Here is a 20062-nt window from a genome sequence, read left to right as displayed (position 1 = left end):
AATTTAATAGAGGTAGCCATTTCATATGAAGAAAAATATAAATTATAGCGAAAAGGGATTCTTAGAAAACGATACTAAAAATACTCTTTCCACAGAATATAAATTAATGATAAATGACCTACTTGAAAAGCATAGAAAAGGCAATTTAGAATATTTTAGTGAAGAGATGTTTCGCATAAAAACAACCCGTAAAACAACATTTTTAAAATCTTAATGAGTCAGTTTTTTGGTCAATTTCACCCGCTCATTCTCCATTTGCCTATCGGAATATGGACTATTGCGTATTTATTTAAATGGCTTTCTCTGAAAAAAGAGGAATCCGTTTATGAGAAAGCTTTACCTGTTTTACTTCTTGTCATTTTTGTCAGTTCTTTTTTCACGTCGCTTAGTGGCTATCTTTTGTCGCTCTCTGGAGCTTATGAAGAGGAACTTGTTAATAATCATAAACTAGCAGGAATAGCCCTTACTGTTATTTCGGGCATGCTTTTCTGGCTTATTAAAAAGGATTTCTCTCTAAAGTTTCAGCATGGACTTTGGATAGCCTCTGCTCCTATACTTTTTATAACGGGACATTGGGGCGGCAGCCTTACCCACGGTGAAGACTACCTTAGTTTTAGCAATAAAATCTATGAAAAACCTATCATAGAAAACGTGGACGAGGCTTTGGTTTATACGGATATCATAGAACCCATTTTTGCAGAAAAATGCTGGGCCTGCCATGCTGCAAAAAAACAAAAAGGCGAGCTTAGGCTTGATGGCGAAAAATGGATAATGGAAGGTGGCGAATCTGGCGACTTATTTATCCCCCATAAAAGTGCAGAAAGTGACCTTTTCCAAAGACTGGTCATGGATACAAATGACGACGACCACATGCCGCCTTCTAGAAAACCTCAACTCAGCGAAGACCAAATTAAGCTGGTGGCTTGGTGGATAGATGCTGGTCTTGATTTTAATAAAAAAGTAAAAGAACTAGACCAAAGTCCGGAAATCAAATCCATCTTAAAACGTCTGGAACATCAGGAAGAAAAAAAGATGGTGTCTGATATGCCCACTGAGAAAATAGAGGCCGCTAATGTTGAGGTCATTGAAAGGTTAAAGGCAAGCCGAATCACAATAGTGCCCGTGGCACAGAACTCAAATTACTTTACAATCAATTTACTAGGAAAGACTTTAGAAGATAGTGTTTGGCAAAGCTTAGAAAGTATTTCTGAAAACATAGTTTCTTTAAAAGCAGATAGAACCAATTTTAATCCAGCCAAGTGGAAGATCTTAGTCAGTTTTAAAAACCTGAGAATCTTAGACATAAGCAGCTCTAATGTAGACAATGATGCTCTGCAAAACATAGCTCACCTATCAGAACTTCGGGTTCTCAACTTAACCAATAATAAAATTTCGACCACTGGTCTAGACCATCTTAAGGTCTTGCAAAAGCTTAGAAGTCTGTACCTATTCCGCACCGAAATTGACCATGATAAATGGGACAGCATAAAGACCTTGTTTCCCAATACGGTTTTGGATTCAGGGAATTATCTAGTCCCTACGTTAAGGTCGGATTCCACTATTTTTCGTTTGGAAGATTTGGTAAAACAATAGAAAAGAAGAAAGGCCAACCGATTATCAGTTGACCTTTCTTTCCTACTCTTAAAAGCGTTTAGTAGTTGTCGTTTTGAACTACCTCTTTATCTTTTACATTATCTAAATACTCCTGAGGAATTGGGAAATACTCGTTTTTCCCTTGAATGAAGTTCGCATTGGTTAAATGGGTTCTTCTAGTTTTCTCTACTGCTAAATAGTCATTAATAACCTTATCTGCCACACCCCAACGAACCAAGTTAAAGAATCGGTGGCCTTCCATGGCTAACTCTAATCTACTTTCTGTTCTTACTGCTTCTCTAGCCGAAGCTGCACTCGTCCAGGCGGCCTCATAAGTAGCAATGGCATACTTTCCAGCATCTTGCGTACCATCTAAAGTTTTAACATAAGTAGAGTTTTTAGCTCTTGTACGAATCTGGTTTACCAAAGTTCTTGCTTCTTCTAATTTACCTAATTCTACCGCTGCCTCTGCTTTCCATAAAATCACTTCCGCATATCTGATGACGTAGTAATTCATGGCGTTTACATATGGCCAAGTTAATGTATGAAAAGGCGATTTGGCAGAGACAATTCTCTTCTTAGGAGCAAATGGCCCATAAGTTGACAGGTCGCGAGCCCAGCTCTCTTCGTAAATAACACCCAAATCTTTGTACGGAATACCTGGACGACCTACGGTAACATCCAATCTTGGATCTACCACATCTGCGTTCGTTAGGTTGGTATTACTTTCCATTGGAAGACCCGTTGCACTTACTTTAAAGGCATTCACAAGGTTCTGAGATGGTCTATGGAAACCATATTGCGAATAAAAAGGACCTCCTGGAGCTGTTAAACGGTCACCAATACTGCCGTTATAGTTACTTGGCTGGCCATCTAAAACAGAATATTGTACCGCAAAAATAACCTCTTCGCTGTTGTCGTTTTCAGGAAGAAACACACTTTGAAAGTCTGGTAATAAAGCATGGTTACCCGCCATTACTTCCGTACTCAAATCATACACCTGCTGCCACTTGTTTTGAAACAAAGCCGTTTTAGCCAAATATGCTCTTGCCGCCGTTTTTGTTGGTCTTCCACGGTCTACTTGTGTTTCTGGCAATCCACTAATGGCCAACTCAAAATCCTTCTCAATCTTACCCCAAAGCTCTTCTGAAGTAAATTCTACATTAGACTTAGCGTAGTCTTCTGCTGTTTCTGCGGTCTCGTCTATATAAGGAATTTTGTTATATATTTTCTTAAGTTCAAAGTAAAAGTGGCCGCGTAAAAAATGTAACTCTGCTTCACGTTTAGCTTTTAAAGTGGCGTCAAAATCTTCTGCGTTTTTAAGCAACTTCATGGCCTCATTGGTACGCTTTACGCCTTCATATAAAGCCATCCATTTACGCTTGATGTCAATGGTGGTAGCGGCAGTATTAAAGATTTCCATCTGGTGAATGTTGTTTTGGTCACCAGTACCTCCGCCACCTTTGTAGCTGTCGTCAGACACCACATCTCCAAAGCTCCAGTTAGAAGCAGGAGAGTTATAAGCATTACTTGACCCATCTATCTGGCCGTTAAGAACACTATAAGCAGAAATGATGGCACGCTCTATGTTCTCAGGTTTTGTAATTTCTGATGGAGAAACTTCTCCGTAAGGCACTTCTGTCAAGAAATCTTCGCTACATGAAATACTCATGACAGCCAAAGAAAAAAGACCTGCGGTTTTTATTACGTTCTTTATTTTAAAATTCATTTTTTCTGTTTATTAGAAGTTCAAATTAACACCTAGCATGATGGTTCTTGATGGAGGATAAAGACCTCTGTCTACACCGATATCCAAGTTTCTATTGCTAGAAGAATAACTCTGAAGACCAATCTGAGGATTAAGTCCTGAGTATTTTGTAATGGTAAACACATTACTCACTTGGGTATAAACCCTAAGGCTTGTGCCTTTTTGTTTCAATGCCGAAATTGTGTATCCTAGTTGAAGATTATTAAGTTTTAGATAAGAACCGTCTTCCAGGAAATAAGAAGAAGGTCTGATGTTATTATTGGCATCATCCAAAGAAAGTCTTGGAATAGTAGCATCCATATTACTTTCTGTCCATGCATTCAAAACACTTACATCTTTGTTATAAGCTGCTTGGTTAAAAAACTCGCTGTTAAACTTCGTCAAATTATAGATGTCGTTGCCCAAGCTTGCGTTGAAGAAAAGCCCTAAGTCAAAATCCTTGTAATTGAAGTTTAGGTTTAAACCCATTAGCAGAGAAGGATGAGGCGAGCCAATGTAAGTTCTGTCATTATCATCTAAAACGCCATCATTGTTGACGTCTTTGAAACGGATATCACCAGGAACGGCATTGGGCTGAATACCATGGCTTTCTACCTCACCCACATTTCTAAAAAGGCCATCTGCTTCATAACCAAAGAACGAACCAATAGGCTGACCTACGGTACTTCTTGTAACCTCTTGGTCAAAGTTTACAGCGTGTAGGGCCGAACTAGGAATGCCTAGATAAGTAACATTTTTAAGCTCTGTCAATTCATTTTTCAAGCCTGTTAGGTTAAAACCAACACGATAGCCTAAGTCATTGATTTGGTCGGCATAGCTCAAATCTATTTCCACACCATGGTTTCTCATTTTACCATCGTTAATCCACTGGCCGTCGTTGGTTCCACCATAAGTCAAAGGCACAGAGTTATAAACCAAAATGTCTTTGGTTACTTTATCGAAGTAATCTGCCGTGATACTCAACTTGTCATTAAAGAAACCCAAGTCAACACCGATAGAAAGTTGATTCGTCGTTTCCCATTTTAAATTAGGGTTTGGAACTCTGGACTGCGTCAAACCTGGATAAACCGAGCCTTGAGAACCGTCAATAGCGTAATTTGAATTGGCGTTATTATTTGTATAACTATCTACCGTAGCATAAGAGGAAATACTCTGGTTACCTGTTTGTCCCCAGCTACCTCTTAATAAGAACGAAGTTAACGTGTTTCCAAAGTCAAAAAAGGCTTCTCTATCCAATCTCCAACCCGCAGAAAAAGCAGGGAAAGTGCCATACTTATTATTGGCCAATCTTGAAGTACCGTCTCTTCTTACCGTAGCACTAAAAAGATACTTCAAATCATAGTTATAATTAACCCTTCCGAAATAAGAATTAAGAGCCCAGCCATTGGCAGAACCTGAGTTCAACTGATTTTCAGAACCAAAAGAAAGATACTTGAAACTATCATCTTCATAAGCGAAAGTACTTCTAGAGGCAGAAAAGCTTTCTCCATAATATTTAATGGCCTCTTGACCTAATAAGACGTCAAAGTTATGCTTTCCGGAACTATTATTATATGTCAAGGTATTTGAGAACGTCGACTGATAATTAAAGCTATTTGAGGTACTTAAAGAGTTGGTGGCGTTGCTTGCCAAAATCTCATCATAAATCGGAGAGAAACTTCTGATATTATAATTCTGAAAATCAAGACCAATGACAGATTTGAACACAAAGTTGTCAACGTTTACACTGGCAAAAGCACTACCAAGAGCCTGAATTCTTTTTTGATTGTTTCCTTTCCCTCTGTCCAAAGAACCTAATGGGTTTCCAATATCGTTCAATGGGTTTCCAGCAAATTCACCGTTGGTATTCCTAACAGGAACGATAGAAGGAAATTTGTAAGCATTGTAAATAATGCTACCCAAAGCAGAATTTGTGTTTACAGAAACTTGGTCTCTATAAGATAAACCTAAGTTCTCTCCAATAGTTAAGAAGTTTGTCAGCTTGTAAGTTGAGTTGAATCTTGCCGAGTAACGCTCAAAACCAGTATTCCTAATAATACCTTCTTGGTTAAAGTATCCAAGACTCAAAGAGTTTTGAACTTTCTTCCCACCTTTTGAAAGCGTAAGGTTATAAGAATTAATTGGAGCCGTTTGCATTATTTCTTTCACCCAGTCCGTATCTGCACTAGGGATAGTTTGTGCCGCATCTAAGAAAGCCGGTATCGTCGGATGGTTTGGGTCATTGCCATAAATATCGCTGGCAGGAACTTGACCGTCATTTTTAGTCGCTTGCCATAAAGCGTCACCATATTCCTGTGCGTTCAGCATTCTTGGCTGGTTAAATGGTGCCTGTACACCAGAATAGGCATCTAAGCTCACATTGAATACGTCTTTTGTTCCGCCAGTTTTAGTGGTAATTATCACCACACCATTTGCCGCTCTAGAGCCATAAACAGATGCAGAAGCCGCATCCTTTAATACTTGCATGGTAGCGATATCCGTTGGATTAATGCTATTCATGCCATTAGATACAGGAAGTCCATCCACTATCACCAATGGGTCGTTATCATTAATGGTACTGAAACCCCTTACTCTTAAAGATGTTCCGCCACCAGGAATGTTATCACTCATCACCTGCACTCCAGGAAGTCTACCATCCAACATTTCTACAACATTAGATTTTGGCAAAGACTTGATATCGTCGGGGTCAATAGAAGCTACGGCCGCCGTAATGTTTCTTCTACGCTCCGTTCCATAACCAATCACCACCATTTCTTCTAGGGCCGTAGTGTTAGGCACTAATTGTACTTTGATGTCCGATTGGTTCCCTACCAGTACCTCCTGGTTAAAATAACCTACAAAAGAGAAAACCAAAACGGCATTCTCGTTTTGAACATTTAAGGAAAATGCACCGTCTCCATCAGAAATAGTTCCGATAGCAGAACCCTTTATCACAATAGATACTCCTGGAAGAGGTGAACCCGTTTCGTCGTTTACTGTTCCCATAACTTGGCGAACATTCTCATTAATCGATGTGCTTGCAAATGAGTTTTGTTGAATAAACAAAGAACTCAAAAACAAAAAACCAACGATGTATTTCAATTTCAAATAATAGTTTTTTAGCATAAGTTTAAATGTAGTATAAGTGATCGGTTTGAAGCCGCAAAAGAACGAATCTCATGTTACGTCTTTGTTGACTCTAGGTTAAGCAATGGTTAAGTTTTGCCCGAAAACTGCTGCATTCTAAGAATGCTCCTATCCTATCATTTTATAGTAACAAATGCCCCTTTTTTGCCTCAAAAGTACTTTTGGTGATTTTGGCCGAGCTCTTTCTTACCCTGCCAAATTAGAAATATACGACATAAATGCACTTCGATATCATCACGTCCTCAATGGTTTAAAACAGAAAATACATGCTTCTTAAATCCATTTAACAGGGCTCAAAATATGCTTAAATAGTATCAGTTTTCTAAAAGCACAAAAAGTCCTAATTTTGATTTTCATATCCATATATACACATGTTAAGAGATTTCATCAAGGACTGTTTTCATTTACTTCCAGAGCATATTCAACATGCCTTCAGAAAAAGGCAGTTCGATAGTTGGGCCAGAAATAGTCAGCCAATACCGCCACCGCAAGTGGTAAAGCTTTTCAAAATTCATGAGCTCCAGAAAGCATACCATTGCGATACTTTCATAGAGACAGGGACTTATAAAGGAGATATGGTTTTTGCCCTAAAGAGTTATTTCAAAAACCTCATTAGCGTGGAGCTGTCTCCCCTATATTATAAAAAGGCGGTTAATAAATTTAAAAACGAAACAAACGTCCACTTGCATTTTGGTGATAGTGGAGAACTGATGCCAGAGATAATTGCCAAACTGAAAGGTGTAGCTCTTTTTTGGCTGGATGGACATTTTTCTTCTGGAGAAACTGCCCAAGGAGAAAAAGATTGTCCCATTTTTGGAGAACTTAGAGCCATTTTCCGCTCACCGTTTAATCATGTATTATTAATAGATGACGCAAGATATTTTAATGGCACAAACGACTACCCAACTGTTCCAGAATTAAGCGATTTCATTGAAAAACATAAGCCCGGAAGTTTCTTTGAAAACAAGCATGATTTAATTACGGTCATTATCAAATAGTTAAGTCACTTGGCTTATTTAAATTGTTCTATTTCAAGGCTAAATTGAATTAGATTCACAGGAAAAATATAAGGCTTCACTTTGCCATCAAAAAACCTTACCTTTGCAGCCGATTTCAGCAGAATAATAATACAGTTATGTTAACAGTTTCTAATATTTCTCTTCAGTTTGGTAAAAGGGTACTTTTTGACAATGTCAATCTTAAGTTTGTCCCTGGTAACGTATATGGCCTAATAGGTGCTAATGGAGCAGGTAAGTCTACTTTCGTAAAGATTCTTTCCGGCGAAATTGATGCTACCTCAGGTTCATTTAGCTTAGACCCGGGAGAAAGGATGTCGGTTTTGAGTCAGAATCAAAATGCTTTTGATGAGTATCCTGTTTTAGAAACTGTCATGCGTGGCAACGAACGTCTTATAGAGGTGATGCATGAGAAAGATGCCATCTATATGAAGGAAGATTTCACAGAAGATGACGGAAACCGTGCAGCCGACTTAGAGGCAGAATTCGCTGAAATGAATGGTTGGGAAGCCGAATCAGACGCCGCTTCTTTACTTTCAGGTCTTGGTGTAAAAGAGCAGTATCACCATACATTGATGGCCGATTTGAATTTATCTGAAAAGGTGAAAGTTCTTTTGGCTCAAGCACTTTTTGGTAATCCTGATGTTCTCTTATTAGATGAGCCTACCAACAACTTGGACATTGAGTCTATCTTATGGCTTGAGAACTTCTTGATGAACTTCAAGAACACCGTAATAGTGGTTTCTCACGATAGACACTTTTTAGATAACGTTTGTACTTACATCGCCGATTTAGATTTCAAGAAAATCAATCTTTACGGTGGTAACTATACCTTCTGGTATGAGTCTAGCCAATTAGCTGCACGTCAGCGTACCGACCAGAACAAAAAAGCAGAAGAGAAAAAGAAAGAGTTGGAAGACTTTATTCGTCGTTTCTCTGCCAACGTAGCCAAGTCAAAGCAGGCCACGGCTCGTCAGAAAATGATTGACAAACTAGACATCACGGCCATTCAGCCATCTTCTAGAAGATACCCTTATATTGGTTTTAAACCAGAAAGAGAAGTGGGAGATCAGATGCTAATGGTGGAAGACTTAAGCTTCAAAAACGACGAAGGCGAGTATCTTTTCAAAGACCTTTCTTTCCAAGTAATGAAAAAAGACAAGATTGCTTTCTTAAGCAAAGACGGTCTAGCTGTTTCTGCCTTTTTTGACATCTTGATGGGTAAGAAACAACCGACTTCTGGTTCATTCAAATGGGGTGTAACCATTACGAAAGACTACCTGCCTAACGACAATACCGAGTATTTCTCAGATCCAGACTTGAACTTGGTAGACTGGCTTCGTCAGTACTCTGAAGATAAAGACGAGACTTTTGTAAGAAGTTTCTTAGGAAGAATGCTTTTTGCAGGGGAAGAAGCCTTGAAAAAATGTACGGTTCTTTCTGGAGGAGAAAAGCAGCGTTGTATGTTCTCAAAAATGATGCTTTCTAACTCGAACGTTTTATTATTTGACGAACCTACCAACCACCTTGACTTGGAGTCTATTCAGGCTTTGAACAAAGGAATGGAAGAGTATGATAGCAATATCCTTTTCACTTGCCATGATCATCAATTAACACACTCGGTAGCCAATAGGGTTATAGAGTTGACGCCAAGTGGCTGTTTAGATAAATTAATGAGCTTTGACGAATATCTTACAGATGCCACAGTTAAGAAACAAAGAGCTGAGCTTTACGCTTAGAAATTACAACAATTCCAATATGAATCAAAAAGCCCTGCCTTCGGTGGGGCTTTTTATGTGGTTTGATAAATCTGTAAATGTTATTAGAACGCGTCCTGATTTAATAAATCCCTACCTATCCCTAGCCAATAAATACTCCCCAAACTCCCTAAGGGTAGTCTTTCTTTCTTCTGCTACAGGGAAACCATCTATGCCGTCAAAGCCCTTTTTGAAATAGGCATTCATTTCTGCTTCTGCCAATTCTTGTATGCCTAGCTTATCATATATGGCGGTAACGGCAGCTACCTTCTTCTCTGATTTAAAAACTTTCTTCGTCAGCCAATCCTTTAGTTCTGCTTCCTCTGGCTTGCCAATACTTTTTTCTATGGCCTTTAGCATGAGCCACGTTTTCTTATTCTCAATAATATCTCCTCCTACTTGCTTGCCAAACTTCTCGGGGTCGCCATACACGTCTAGCATATCGTCTTTGAGCTGAAAGCCTAATCCAAAATTCTCTCCAATTTCAAATAGTTGGTTGGTAATTACGACATCTTGATTTGCCGCCAAACCTCCCAACTCTAATGCAAAACCTAACAAAACTGAGGTTTTCAAACGAATCATCTCTATGTATTCTTCTTCGGTCACATCGTCACGAGTCGCAAAATTCATATCATACTGCTGACCTTCACAAACCTCGGCTGCAGTTCTATTAAACCTTTTTAAAACCGTTTTCAGTCGAGCATCTGGCACCTCTGATAATAGCTCATACGCTGCCACCAACATCACATCTCCCGAAAGAATAGCCACATCTCTATTCCATTTTTCATGAACCGTAGGCTGGCCTCTCCTAATAGGAGCCTCATCCATAATATCGTCATGCATGAGCGTGAAATTATGAAAAACCTCTACCGCCAGTGCTGGCTTAGTGGCTATTTGCCAGTCTTCCTTGAAAAGGTTATACGCCATCAGCGTTAAGGCCGGACGAAGTCTTTTTCCTCCCAAATTCATCAAGTAAGAAATGGGTTCGTAAAGCTCTTTAGGCTTTTCGCCGTAGGATAAAAGAGCAACTTCGGATTGAATATGAGCAAGGAATTTATTTAACATTTAAGACTTGTTCTTAACTTTTATAAAACGATAAACAGGGTAAGTTAACGCCAAAACAATGACCGCGTATAGGCTATTTTGACTGTCGCTATATACAGCTCCCACCAAAAAAGCGATAGATAAAATAAGCATTAACCAGGGCAAGAAAGGATATAACGGCACTTTATAAGGTCTAGGTAAATTGGGTTCTTTTTTGCGAAGCATCAATAAAGAGGCAAAACCCATAGCATAGGCAAAAACAAAATAAAATGTAGCTATATCTAATAATCTACTTGAGGTTTCTTTGCCAATAAAAATCAACATGACAGAAAGTGAGCAAGTCAATAACAGAGCAAATGCCGGAGAACCACCTTTATTTACGATTTGGGCACCTTTGAAAAAGAGTCCATCTCTAGACATGGAGTATAACGTTCTAGGCGTCATCATCACTTGAGTATTCATAATTCCCATGATAGACACCAAAAGGAAGATCGTAATAACCTTACCCGACTTTTCTCCAAAAATATGAGCCATGGCATCTGCTGCGGCTAATTTAGAAACCTGCAACTCCTCCATAGGTAAAACATACAAAATGGCCAGATTTACCAACAGATAAATCACAATAATACTTATCACTCCAGAAATCATGGCCTTGGGCAAATTCTTGGAAGCATCGGTATTTTCCTCGGTAAAATATGCAGCGGTGTGCCAGCCATCAAAAGTATAGAATATACCCTGCAATGCCGCAATAATCCCTATGAGTAGCGAACCTTCAGTCAACCTTCTGATTCCGCCTGAACTTAACTGCCCCGAATTTTCGCTTCCGTATGAAAAACAAACGAGCACAAAAGCAAGAAGACCTAGCCCCTTAATAACCGACATTATTTCTTGAGAACGACCACCAACGGCTGTACCAACCAAGTGAAAACCAGTAAGAATTACTAAAAAAACAATAGCGATGACAACAACATATGATTCAAGGAAAGGAAAAATAAGAGTCAGATATTCTGAGATAGTATAAGCACCAAATCCCAAAGAAGCAACCGTACCAAGCCAGCTGGTAATGCCCGTTAGAAAACCTAAATAATCTCCAAATGCACGCTGAGCGTACACATACCAAGAACCGGCTTTGGGAACAGAAACACCTAGCTCAATAGCACATAAGACGCCCAAGAAGGCATACAAGCTGACCGCTATCCATACCCCCATAATCAAAACAGGGTCTCCTAATTCGGCAGCTATCGTTCCTGGAGTTCGTAAAATACCTGTGCCGATGGTCCCACCTACGGTCACAGCAATACCAAAACCCACGCCGAGGATTTTTAGCAGTTCGTTTTGTTTAGAGCCTTTGTTTGTCAAAATTTGGAATGGTGTATCTTTGATGACAAATATCGTATAAAAACATTGGCGAAAACACTCCTTTATATCTTTTTGGGCGGAGGCTTTGGAAGCATCGCTCGATATCTCATTGGCAAATTCAGTATAAACACTTTCGGAACGAACTTTCCATACGGCACCATTTTAGCCAATATTTTAGCCAGTCTCATTTTAGGATACTTGGCCGCCAAGTCTTTTCAGTCGGAACACATCTGGAAACCCATGCTGGCCATAGGCTTTTGCGGCGGCTTTAGCACCTTTTCTACTTTTAGCTTTGAGACATTTAAAATGCTTCAAAACGCCGAATATGGCAGTGCCATGATGAATGTAGGGCTTAATATGGTGGTTTGTCTGGTAGCTATTTGGGCAGGAATGATGCTTTCAAACTAAAAAAAGGCATGTAGTTTAAATCTACACGCCTTCTTAAATGAAAATATGATATACCTTTCTCTTAGAACCTCACCTTCAAAGCCGCCAAGAAATTAGTTCCGGCCTGTGGATAAACAAAGTTTTCTGTTATTAAGCCATAATATAAATAGCTGTAAGTATAACCGTTAGATGAATACGCCGTATTGAACAAGTTATTGACCAGCAAACTCACTGTCAAATTCTTCAAACCCTTTGGCTTTAAGCTGTAATTAATTCTTAAATCATTAACGAAAAAGGCGTCCAAAGACCTTTCCTCGTTAGCGGTGTTATCCAAATATTGTTTCCCTACATATTTTGGCAATAATGCCAACTCTAATCCATCTAGAGGGGTAAAGCTCAAGCTACCTCCGGCAATCATATTTGGAGAAAAAGCAATGTCTGTGTCTTTAAACTCATTAAGAGCATCTGGCGTTTCGCCGTCGTAGCTAGGAATAAACTCTGTAAAAGACTTCACCTTATTACTACTTACTGTGGCATTGGCACTTAACAAAAACTTACTTCCCAATTGCTGTGCTACTTGTAGTTCCAAACCTGCTCTATAGCTATCTGGCACATTAATTCTTATGGCTTCACCTACATTATTGATAGCACCCGTTAGCACCAATTGGTCTTTATAAGACATGAAATAACCGTTGGCTTGAAACTGGGTATTTTTCGCCAAAAATCTATAGCCCAGCTCTATGTCTTGAAGGTTTTCAGCATTTGGCTTCGCTCTAGAAGAAAAGGTGGCATCCACGATATCTTGCCTGCTTGGCTCTTTATTACCCACCGCATAAGAAACGTACGCAGAGTTTGCTTTATCTATAGCTAGATTAAAACCCAATTTTGGATTAAAGAAACTATAATTATCGTCTGTTTTTAAACTTTGAAGAATTTCTGTGGTTCCGTCAATTTCAACACCGACATTTCTGTATTGTACATCTAAATAAGCATTAAAGCTTTCGGTGAACTGATAAAAACCCTTTCCATAAATATTGAAATCGGTCTTGATACCTGTGTTGTCATACCACCGTTGTCTGATATTTCCATTAGATGCGTATTGAGCCCAAACAACCTCCCCATAGTGGTCTCCGTCATATTTGTTCAGTCCACCGCCAAAAGAACCTGTCAATTTACCAGCACCTTCATAGTCTAAAGACCATACGCCTCCATAAAAATGATTGTTCAACCACTTCCTTTGAATCAAATCAGTTTCTTCTATCACTTCTGCTCCTACTGTTACGTTTTCTAGACCATAATCTGCAAAGGCCCTACCATCTTTATATTGCTCATAATAACCTCTTCCATACGTATAATGCAAGGTCGGGTTGAAACGCCAGTTATTGCCCAATTTAAATGATGTCACCAATTGATAATGGTCTTGCTGATAATTATCTACTTCGTTTTCGTACTGATACCAGTTGTATCTTCTACCTCCAGCCAATAGTTCGTTTTTAAAAGCGTCGTCGTAGTAATTTCTATCAATAAAGTCTTGAAACCCTTTCTCGTCACCCTCTGCTAAGCTTTGTGGAATACCATACCACGACTGGTAGGTCTTTTCCTTTCCAGAAAAAACATTGAATCTGATGAAATTCTGTTTGTCGTAAAATCCGCCAGAGACATAGAAAGACTTTAGGTCTGAAGAAGCCCTATCTACAAAGCCATCTGACGCTATTCTAGAAAGACGTGCATCCAACACAAAATGATTATTCATCATACCTGTGGATGCCATGACGTTCGTTTTTACGGTATTAAAAGAACCTAAAGAGGTGTTTATTTCAGCAAAAGGCTCCTGAGAATATTTTAAAGTACTCACATTAATACTAGCTCCAAAAGCTCCTGCACCGTTTGTGGAAGTACCCACGCCTCTTTGTAGCTGTATACTGCTTACAGATGAGCCGAAATCTGGCATATTTACCCAAAACACGCCTTGAGATTCAGAATCATTATAAGGAATGCCGTTTATGGTAACGTTCACTCTGGTGGCATCAGAGCCTCTTACTCTAATACCCGTATAACCTACCCCTGCCCCTGCGTCTGAAGTAACTACAACGGAAGGCATTTGATTGAGTAAAAAAGGAATATCCTGTCCTAGGTTTTGCTTCGCAATCGCAGCTTCACCAAGCGTGCTGTAAGCCATCCCTGTCTTTTGGCTGGCCCTTGTCGCCTTTACTACCACTTCACTTAAATCAAGCGTATCTGACTGAGCAAAAGCTAATTGTAAGGAGCAAAAAAGAAAAATTAATACGGAAGTTTGGACTACTTTTTTCAAGTTTCTACTTATTTGTACAGAGGCAAATAAGGGGTAAAAATCACCTATGATTGGTTCATTTAAATGTCCATAGACAGAGAACTTTCGGCTGAACAGCAGAAAGCTGGGCTCAAATCCCTTCGTCGGTACTAGCCGCATCAGGTTCTATGGGTATAATCTCAGCCTTTTCAAATAAAAAGGCACCCCTTTTGATAATTATCTCATAAAGGTAAACGGATTCCGAATCGTTTACGTTAATTTGTTAGTAAATTAATAGTAATTGGCACGCAAATTGTACAATTCTTTTAATTCGTTTAATTTAAACAAGAACCTATGGCTCAGTTCATGGTAGAGTTTGACCTTCCAATTCCGTTTCCACCTAGTTTCGTGGCTAAAATACCTATGCAAAAAATAATGGTAGACGAGCTCATGGAAGACGGCAGAATAGCTTCGTATGCTCTTTCTATAGACAGGGGAAGATTTTGGGCAATCATTAATGCAGAAAGTGACTTTGGTGTTTTAGATGTTATTAATGAATTTCCGTTGATTGAACAGATGCCTTACGTTATTACAGAACTTATGTTTAACCATGCTGGGGCTATCCACGTGCCCGGCTTCTCCTTAAATTAGGGATGCTTCGTTCATTTATTTTCATAACCCTATTTTCCTTTAGCTTTTTATCCTGTAGGTTTACAGACAATCAAAAAGAAACGGTTCCTAAGGCTGCTTATGAAACTTGGGATTATATCCAAAAAAACGATAAAGCTCCAAAGGGATATGTAGGCGGCAGACGTTTTGGCAATTATGAACAACTATTACCCAAAAAGACCGCAGACCAAAAAACATTAAGATACCGTGAGTGGGATATTTACCCTAAAAAGAAGGGGCAAAATAGAGGAGCCGAAAGACTAGTGACCAGTTCTGACGGAAATGCCTACTATACTGCGGATCACTATGTTAGTTTTACTAAATTAGAGCCTTAATTTTCTTATTTTTATAAACAATCTAAACATGAAATCTCTTTTGTTTCACTAATGAACAACCTTTTTATCACTGAAAGTCCCGAGGAATTGACTGACTATTCCTTAATAACTGTAGATGCTAAATTATGTAAGTCAATGGCTCAGTTTTATGAGACCCTAGGCGAAAAGCTACACTTCCCCGATTATTTTGAAGCCAACATGGACTCTCTAGATGAGGTCCTAAATGACCTCTCATGGATAGAAGATGAGCGTATTGTAATTTACTTCAAAAACTCCTCTGAGTTTTTAATCAATGAACGTAACGAAAAAAATGTCAAATCACTTTTAGACCTTTTTGATGTTACTTGTGAAGACTGGAAATATATGGACGTCGAAGCAGAAGAAGAAGGCTTGGTAGCTGACTCTGAAGAGGAAGAAGACTATTTTATTCCTAAAAAAGAACTTTTAATTGGATTTTCTAAGAGTGAGAGAATGGAGGATTATTTAGCAGAAATTAATTAATACCCATAAAAAAGACCTCATCTCTAAACTAGAAATGAGGTCTTTCTTTTTCCGTGAAACTTTTAGTCTATCGGTACTTCTATCAAAGTTTTATCCCAATTAATGCTCATCACAACGCCAGCAGAATCTACATCTGCAAAGCTAATCTTTAGTAATTCCGTAGTCTCTGTGGTTTGAATTGCGGGCACTTCTACTTTTAATACATCGCCTTCTTCATCATAACTCGTTCCCCACTGACCGGTCTGTGAGTTAAAAATCACACTCCAATCTCCCTCTCTAGGAATAGTCCACAATGAATATTCTCCTGCAGCCAAAGACTTTCCAGCTATTTTAACGTCTTTATTAAATTTAATTATGGTGGCTTCATTAGCTCCCGTTCTCCAAACCTTGTCAAATGGAACGAGCTCTCCAAAAATAACCCTCCCTTTTACAGCAGGCTGGCAATAGGTTACCGAAACCGTCAATTCTCCAGAAGTCATCTCGGCCGTATCTGTTGGGCTATGGCTCTTAGTCCAATTCTTAAACACAACATACAATACTGCCAAAACAACAAATACGAGTAGGGTAATTTTTATAAATTTCTTCATAAGCTAAAGTTTTAGGTATATTTTAGTGAACACCTTATCAACATCTTTATTGTTGAAAAAATTCAAACTCCATTCAATCGGATTTGCATAATGGAATAGTCACCTTTGTAGGGCACATTATTCTACTTTCTATGGACATTATACATCTTCTATCTGACGCCATCGCAAATCAAATTGCCGCTGGTGAAGTGGTACAAAGACCCGCTTCAGCAGTAAAGGAGCTCATGGAAAACGCCATAGATGCTAGAGCTACAGAGATTAAGCTTATTATCAAAGATTCTGGAAAGACATTAGTTCAAGTAGTTGATAATGGCAAAGGCATGTCTGTCACAGACTGTAGAATGAGCTTTGAACGGCACGCCACCTCTAAAATAAGCAAATCGGAAGACCTTTTTGCCATCAGAACAATGGGTTTTAGAGGAGAGGCACTGGCGTCGATAGCAGCAGTGGCCCAAGTAGAGGTAAAAACCAAACGAGAGGAAGACGAGCTGGGCACACACCTCATTATAGAAGGGTCGGAAGTAAAAAGCCAAGAACCTATTTCTACGCCAACTGGAACAAGTTTCATTGTTAAAAACCTTTTCTATAACATTCCTGCTAGACGCAAATTCTTAAAGTCTAACCCAGTGGAAATGAAACATATTCTGGATGAATTTCAAAGAATCTCTTTGGCAAACCCAGAGGTTGGATTTGAACTCTATCATAATGACATCGAAGTTTATAAACTACCTTCTGCCAAACTTTCTAAAAGAATTGTTGACCTTTTTGGGAAAAGCTATCGCGAACAGCTGGCTGCATGTGAAGAAAACACACCATATGTAAATATACAAGGCTATGTTGGTAAACCAGAATCGGCAAAAAAATCGAGGGGAGACCAATACTTCTTTATCAATAATAGATTTATCAAAAGCCCCTATTTACACCATGCCGTCACCATGGCCTTTGAGGGTACTATTCCAGAAAAGCATTATCCTTTCTATGTGCTTAACATCTCTATAGACCCATCTAACGTAGATATTAACATTCATCCTCAGAAAACTGAAATTAAATTTGACGATGAAAAAGCCGTCTATAGTATTCTGCGTTCGGCCGTAAGGCAAGCCATAGGTGTTTACAATTTAACGCCAACCATTGACTTTGAATCGGATATTAATTTTGGCAACCTTACCAATCATCAAATGCCAGAAAAGCCACCTTCCGCATTTGAAAGGGCCGGCTCTTCTATTTCGAACTTTGAACAATCCAGAAGGTCATTTGACGGCCAAAAACCTGAAAATAAAGATTGGCGTAAGCTATATGAGGGTTTAGAAAGTGCCGCCAATTTTTCTACCTCAGAAGAGGTGGTATCTATGGGCTCCAAAGTAAACGCTGGATTAGAAAGTAAATTAAAACCTGATTTAGATGAAGTAGACGCCATTCAAATTCACTTGAAGTACATCGCTTTACAAGTCAAAAGCGGTATGCTGCTCATCGACCAAAAAGCGGCGTGGGAGCGTATTTTGTTCGAGAAATTTGAGAAAAATTTGGCGAACAAATCTGGGGCTTCGCAGCAGCTGCTATTTCAAAAAACGCTGAACCTTAGACCAGAGGAATTTGAGCTGGCCCTCACGCTTAAAAGCGAAATACATGCCCTGGGTTTTGGCTTTGAGGTCTTTGGTACCAGCAGTCTTATTCTCAACGGAATTCCGATGGAAACGACCGACGATGAAGGCTCTGCTCTTTTACAAGATTTACTCAAGGAATCTATAGAACATGACACGGAACTTAAGCTTGATAAAACTAAAAATCTAGCCAAAACACTGGCCAAAAGAACCGCTGGCAGGAACCTAAAAAAAATGGACAAAAAAGAAATAAATGTGCTTATAAATCGTCTTTTTGAAACATCTATGCCATCTTACACCCCAGATGGGCAAAAAATAATGAATGTCATTACACTAGAGCGACTAAGCGAACTCATTTCTAGCTCTGATGGTTTTTAAAAAAAGAAAAATATATGTTTGATAGAATTACACCGATAGTAAAACAGCTACTCATAATTAACATAGTTGTATTTATTATATCAAATCTGGCGGAGCAGTTTTTTTACTCCAACTTCGCTTTTTTTAACCCCATACTTCCAAACAACGAACAGCTTTTCAATCCAAACTTCAAACCTTGGCAGGTATTGACCTATATGTTTATGCATGGTGGTCTTGGTCACCTGTTCAGTAACATGTTTGGTCTTTTTATTTTTGGGTCTACACTTGAAACATTCATGGGCTCCAAGAAATTTTTAATCTACTACCTCATTACAGGAATAGGAGCGGCGGTTTTAAATTCCATGCTAAACACATACGAAATGTCTCAATTATTGGCTAACTCAGAGCCCTACTGGAGACAAGCCGTAACACCGATGGTTGGGGCCTCTGGTGCCATATTCGGAATCCTTGTGGCCTTCGGCGTACTCTTCCCAAATGTGGAATTAATGCTTTTATTTTTCCCAGTGCCTATTAAAGCAAAATATTTTGTAATTTTATATGGTCTCTACGAACTATATGCCGGTACTGCCGGACTTCAGCAGGGAGTGGCTCACTTTGCCCATATCGGTGGATTGATTACAGGTTTAGTCCTGTTGAAACTTTTCGGATTCGATGAAAAGGAAGGGCAAAATTTTCGTAGGTGGTAATAAAGCGATTTATGACAAGAAATGGGAAGCATCAAGGATGATATAAGACAAGCTTTTGGCAAAGGAAACAGCTCCAGTGTACAGCTTATACTGATAAATCTGTTCGTGTTTGTGGCTTACTTCGCAGTAAAGCTTATCCTGTCTATGTCCGATGAAACCAGTGGTATTGTCGCTACTATTGACCAAAACATTTACTTAAATGCCAATCTCCCTGAGTTAGTTCTTCACCCTTGGAGTCTTTTTACATTTGGTTTTGTAAACGGTTCGTTTTTCAGTTTCTTATTTAATTGTATTGCACTTTATTGGTTTGGCTTTTTAATTCAAGACTTTCTGGGAAATAGAAAGCTTATCAATATCTATTTGTTAGGCTATATTTTTGCTGGAATTTCATACATAAGCATTTTTAACCTCGTAGGCATGACAAAGGCTTCCGTAAACATGGCTCCATTAGCCTCAGGTGCCACCGCCGCCGTTTACGCCGTAATGTTTGCCACCATCACACTCATCCCCGACTATGAACTGTTCTTGTTCCGAAGGCTCAGTATTAAAATAAAATATCTGGCGGTTATCTTCTTAATTTTCTCTTTTATAAACCCCGCCAATGGCTTCATGAATTTAGGAGGAGCTTTTTTGGGCTACCTTTATATTAAACTACTAAGAACAGGTATAGACTTAGGCTCTCCGTTTGAGGCGGTTCAAGACTGGTTTAATAGACTTTCAAAACCAAAACCACAAAAGCCATTTACGGCAAAAAAATTCAGCCATTCTACTGTAGGCACTTTTCTGTCTTACGAAAACGAAGAGAGAGATTTCAGCACAGAACAAGAAGAGGTAGACGCTCTACTAGATAAAATTGGCATCTCTGGCTACAAAAGCTTAACCTTAGAAGAGAAAGAAAGGCTTTACAAAGCGTCACAAAGCGACAAGCTTTAGCCTTTTTTATTCTATGACATCCAAATACTAGGGTTTCTTCGTACATTTGGCAC

17 protein-coding genes and 1 riboswitch are annotated in these 20062 nt (G+C 39.0%); of the genes, 11 read left to right on the top strand and 6 right to left on the bottom strand.

Annotation, left to right across the window (positions count from 1 at the left end; genetic code table 11):
- Positions 1-25 precede the first annotated feature (25 nt).
- Positions 26-214 (top strand): hypothetical protein, encoded by a 189-nt coding sequence (locus ACSBFT_RS18870; protein WP_463046419.1) that lies wholly within the window; start codon positions 26-28, stop codon positions 212-214.
- Positions 214-1593: a c-type cytochrome domain-containing protein gene (locus ACSBFT_RS18865; protein WP_489602015.1), complete on the top strand. Its 1380-nt coding sequence runs from the start codon at positions 214-216 to the stop codon at positions 1591-1593. The genes ACSBFT_RS18870 and ACSBFT_RS18865 overlap by 1 nt, the downstream gene beginning before the upstream one ends.
- Before the next feature lie 58 nt (positions 1594-1651).
- On the opposite strand, the gene ACSBFT_RS18860 is transcribed toward ACSBFT_RS18865, so the two are convergent.
- Entirely contained in the window at positions 1652-3322 is a 1671-nt protein-coding gene (locus tag ACSBFT_RS18860; RefSeq protein WP_489602014.1) for a RagB/SusD family nutrient uptake outer membrane protein, read from the bottom strand.
- Between the two features lie 12 nt (positions 3323-3334).
- On the bottom strand, positions 3335-6466 hold the full coding sequence (locus tag ACSBFT_RS18855) for a SusC/RagA family TonB-linked outer membrane protein (protein WP_489602013.1): 3132 nt from the start codon (positions 6464-6466) through the stop codon (positions 3335-3337).
- A gap of 392 nt (positions 6467-6858) precedes the next feature.
- On the opposite strand from ACSBFT_RS18855, the gene ACSBFT_RS18850 reads away from it, so the two are divergent.
- Positions 6859-7485 (top strand): hypothetical protein, encoded by a 627-nt coding sequence (locus tag ACSBFT_RS18850; protein WP_489602012.1) that lies wholly within the window; start codon positions 6859-6861, stop codon positions 7483-7485.
- Between the two features lie 137 nt (positions 7486-7622).
- On the top strand, positions 7623-9242 hold the full coding sequence (locus ACSBFT_RS18845; protein ID WP_489602011.1) for an ABC-F family ATP-binding cassette domain-containing protein: 1620 nt from the start codon (positions 7623-7625) through the stop codon (positions 9240-9242).
- Between the two features lie 111 nt (positions 9243-9353).
- Here the strand turns inward: ACSBFT_RS18845 and ACSBFT_RS18840 are convergent, their stop codons facing one another.
- Together ACSBFT_RS18840 and ACSBFT_RS18835 are read right to left on the bottom strand one after the other, a co-directional pair.
- Positions 9354-10325 carry a polyprenyl synthetase family protein gene (locus ACSBFT_RS18840; protein ID WP_463046411.1) on the bottom strand — a complete coding sequence of 324 codons (972 nt, stop codon included), beginning with the start codon at positions 10323-10325 and terminating at the stop codon, positions 9354-9356.
- The gene (locus ACSBFT_RS18835) at positions 10326-11663 is read right to left on the bottom strand and encodes an APC family permease (RefSeq protein WP_489602010.1); all 1338 of its coding nucleotides are present in this window, start codon (positions 11661-11663) and stop codon (positions 10326-10328) included.
- A 45-nt stretch (positions 11664-11708) separates the two neighbouring features.
- On the opposite strand from ACSBFT_RS18835, the gene crcB reads away from it, so the two are divergent.
- Positions 11709-12071, top strand: a complete 363-nt coding sequence (crcB, locus tag ACSBFT_RS18830; protein WP_489602009.1) for a fluoride efflux transporter CrcB — start codon at positions 11709-11711, stop codon at positions 12069-12071.
- Between the two features lie 61 nt (positions 12072-12132).
- On the opposite strand, the gene ACSBFT_RS18825 is transcribed toward crcB, so the two are convergent.
- On the bottom strand, positions 12133-14361 hold the full coding sequence (locus ACSBFT_RS18825; RefSeq protein WP_489602008.1) for a TonB-dependent receptor: 2229 nt from the start codon (positions 14359-14361) through the stop codon (positions 12133-12135).
- A gap of 97 nt (positions 14362-14458) precedes the next feature.
- Positions 14459-14558: riboswitch (TPP riboswitch) on the bottom strand.
- A 115-nt stretch (positions 14559-14673) separates the two neighbouring features.
- On the opposite strand from ACSBFT_RS18825, the gene ACSBFT_RS18820 reads away from it, so the two are divergent.
- Genes ACSBFT_RS18820 through ACSBFT_RS18810 form a run of 3 tightly spaced genes read left to right on the top strand, consistent with a single transcriptional unit; the run spans position 14674 to position 15824 of the window.
- Positions 14674-14970: a hypothetical protein gene (locus ACSBFT_RS18820; protein ID WP_463046404.1), complete on the top strand. Its 297-nt coding sequence runs from the start codon at positions 14674-14676 to the stop codon at positions 14968-14970.
- A gap of 2 nt (positions 14971-14972) precedes the next feature.
- The gene (locus tag ACSBFT_RS18815) at positions 14973-15323 is read left to right on the top strand and encodes a guanyl-specific ribonuclease (protein WP_489602007.1); all 351 of its coding nucleotides are present in this window, start codon (positions 14973-14975) and stop codon (positions 15321-15323) included.
- Between the two features lie 51 nt (positions 15324-15374).
- A complete protein-coding gene (locus ACSBFT_RS18810) occupies positions 15375-15824 on the top strand; it encodes a barstar family protein (RefSeq protein WP_463046402.1) in 450 nt (149 codons plus the stop codon).
- A gap of 62 nt (positions 15825-15886) precedes the next feature.
- Here ACSBFT_RS18810 and ACSBFT_RS18805 read toward each other — a convergent pair whose 3' ends face one another.
- Complete coding sequence (locus ACSBFT_RS18805) at positions 15887-16411, bottom strand: DUF2911 domain-containing protein (protein WP_463046401.1); 525 nt, start codon at positions 16409-16411, stop codon at positions 15887-15889.
- A 131-nt stretch (positions 16412-16542) separates the two neighbouring features.
- On the opposite strand from ACSBFT_RS18805, the gene mutL reads away from it, so the two are divergent.
- Genes mutL through ACSBFT_RS18790 form a run of 3 tightly spaced genes read left to right on the top strand, consistent with a single transcriptional unit; the run spans position 16543 to position 20009 of the window.
- A complete protein-coding gene (gene mutL / locus ACSBFT_RS18800) occupies positions 16543-18390 on the top strand; it encodes a DNA mismatch repair endonuclease MutL (RefSeq protein ID WP_489602006.1) in 1848 nt (615 codons plus the stop codon).
- A gap of 14 nt (positions 18391-18404) precedes the next feature.
- Positions 18405-19076 (top strand): rhomboid family intramembrane serine protease, encoded by a 672-nt coding sequence (locus tag ACSBFT_RS18795; RefSeq protein WP_463046400.1) that lies wholly within the window; start codon positions 18405-18407, stop codon positions 19074-19076.
- 21 nt (positions 19077-19097) lie between these two features.
- A complete protein-coding gene (locus ACSBFT_RS18790; protein ID WP_463046399.1) occupies positions 19098-20009 on the top strand; it encodes a rhomboid family intramembrane serine protease in 912 nt (303 codons plus the stop codon).
- The last annotated feature ends 53 nt before the right edge of the window (positions 20010-20062 follow it).

This window comes from Arcticibacterium sp. SM2516 (assembly GCF_057914865.1).
Note: the sequence above shows the minus strand (reverse complement) of the source record. Positions and strands in the feature narration are given on the sequence as shown.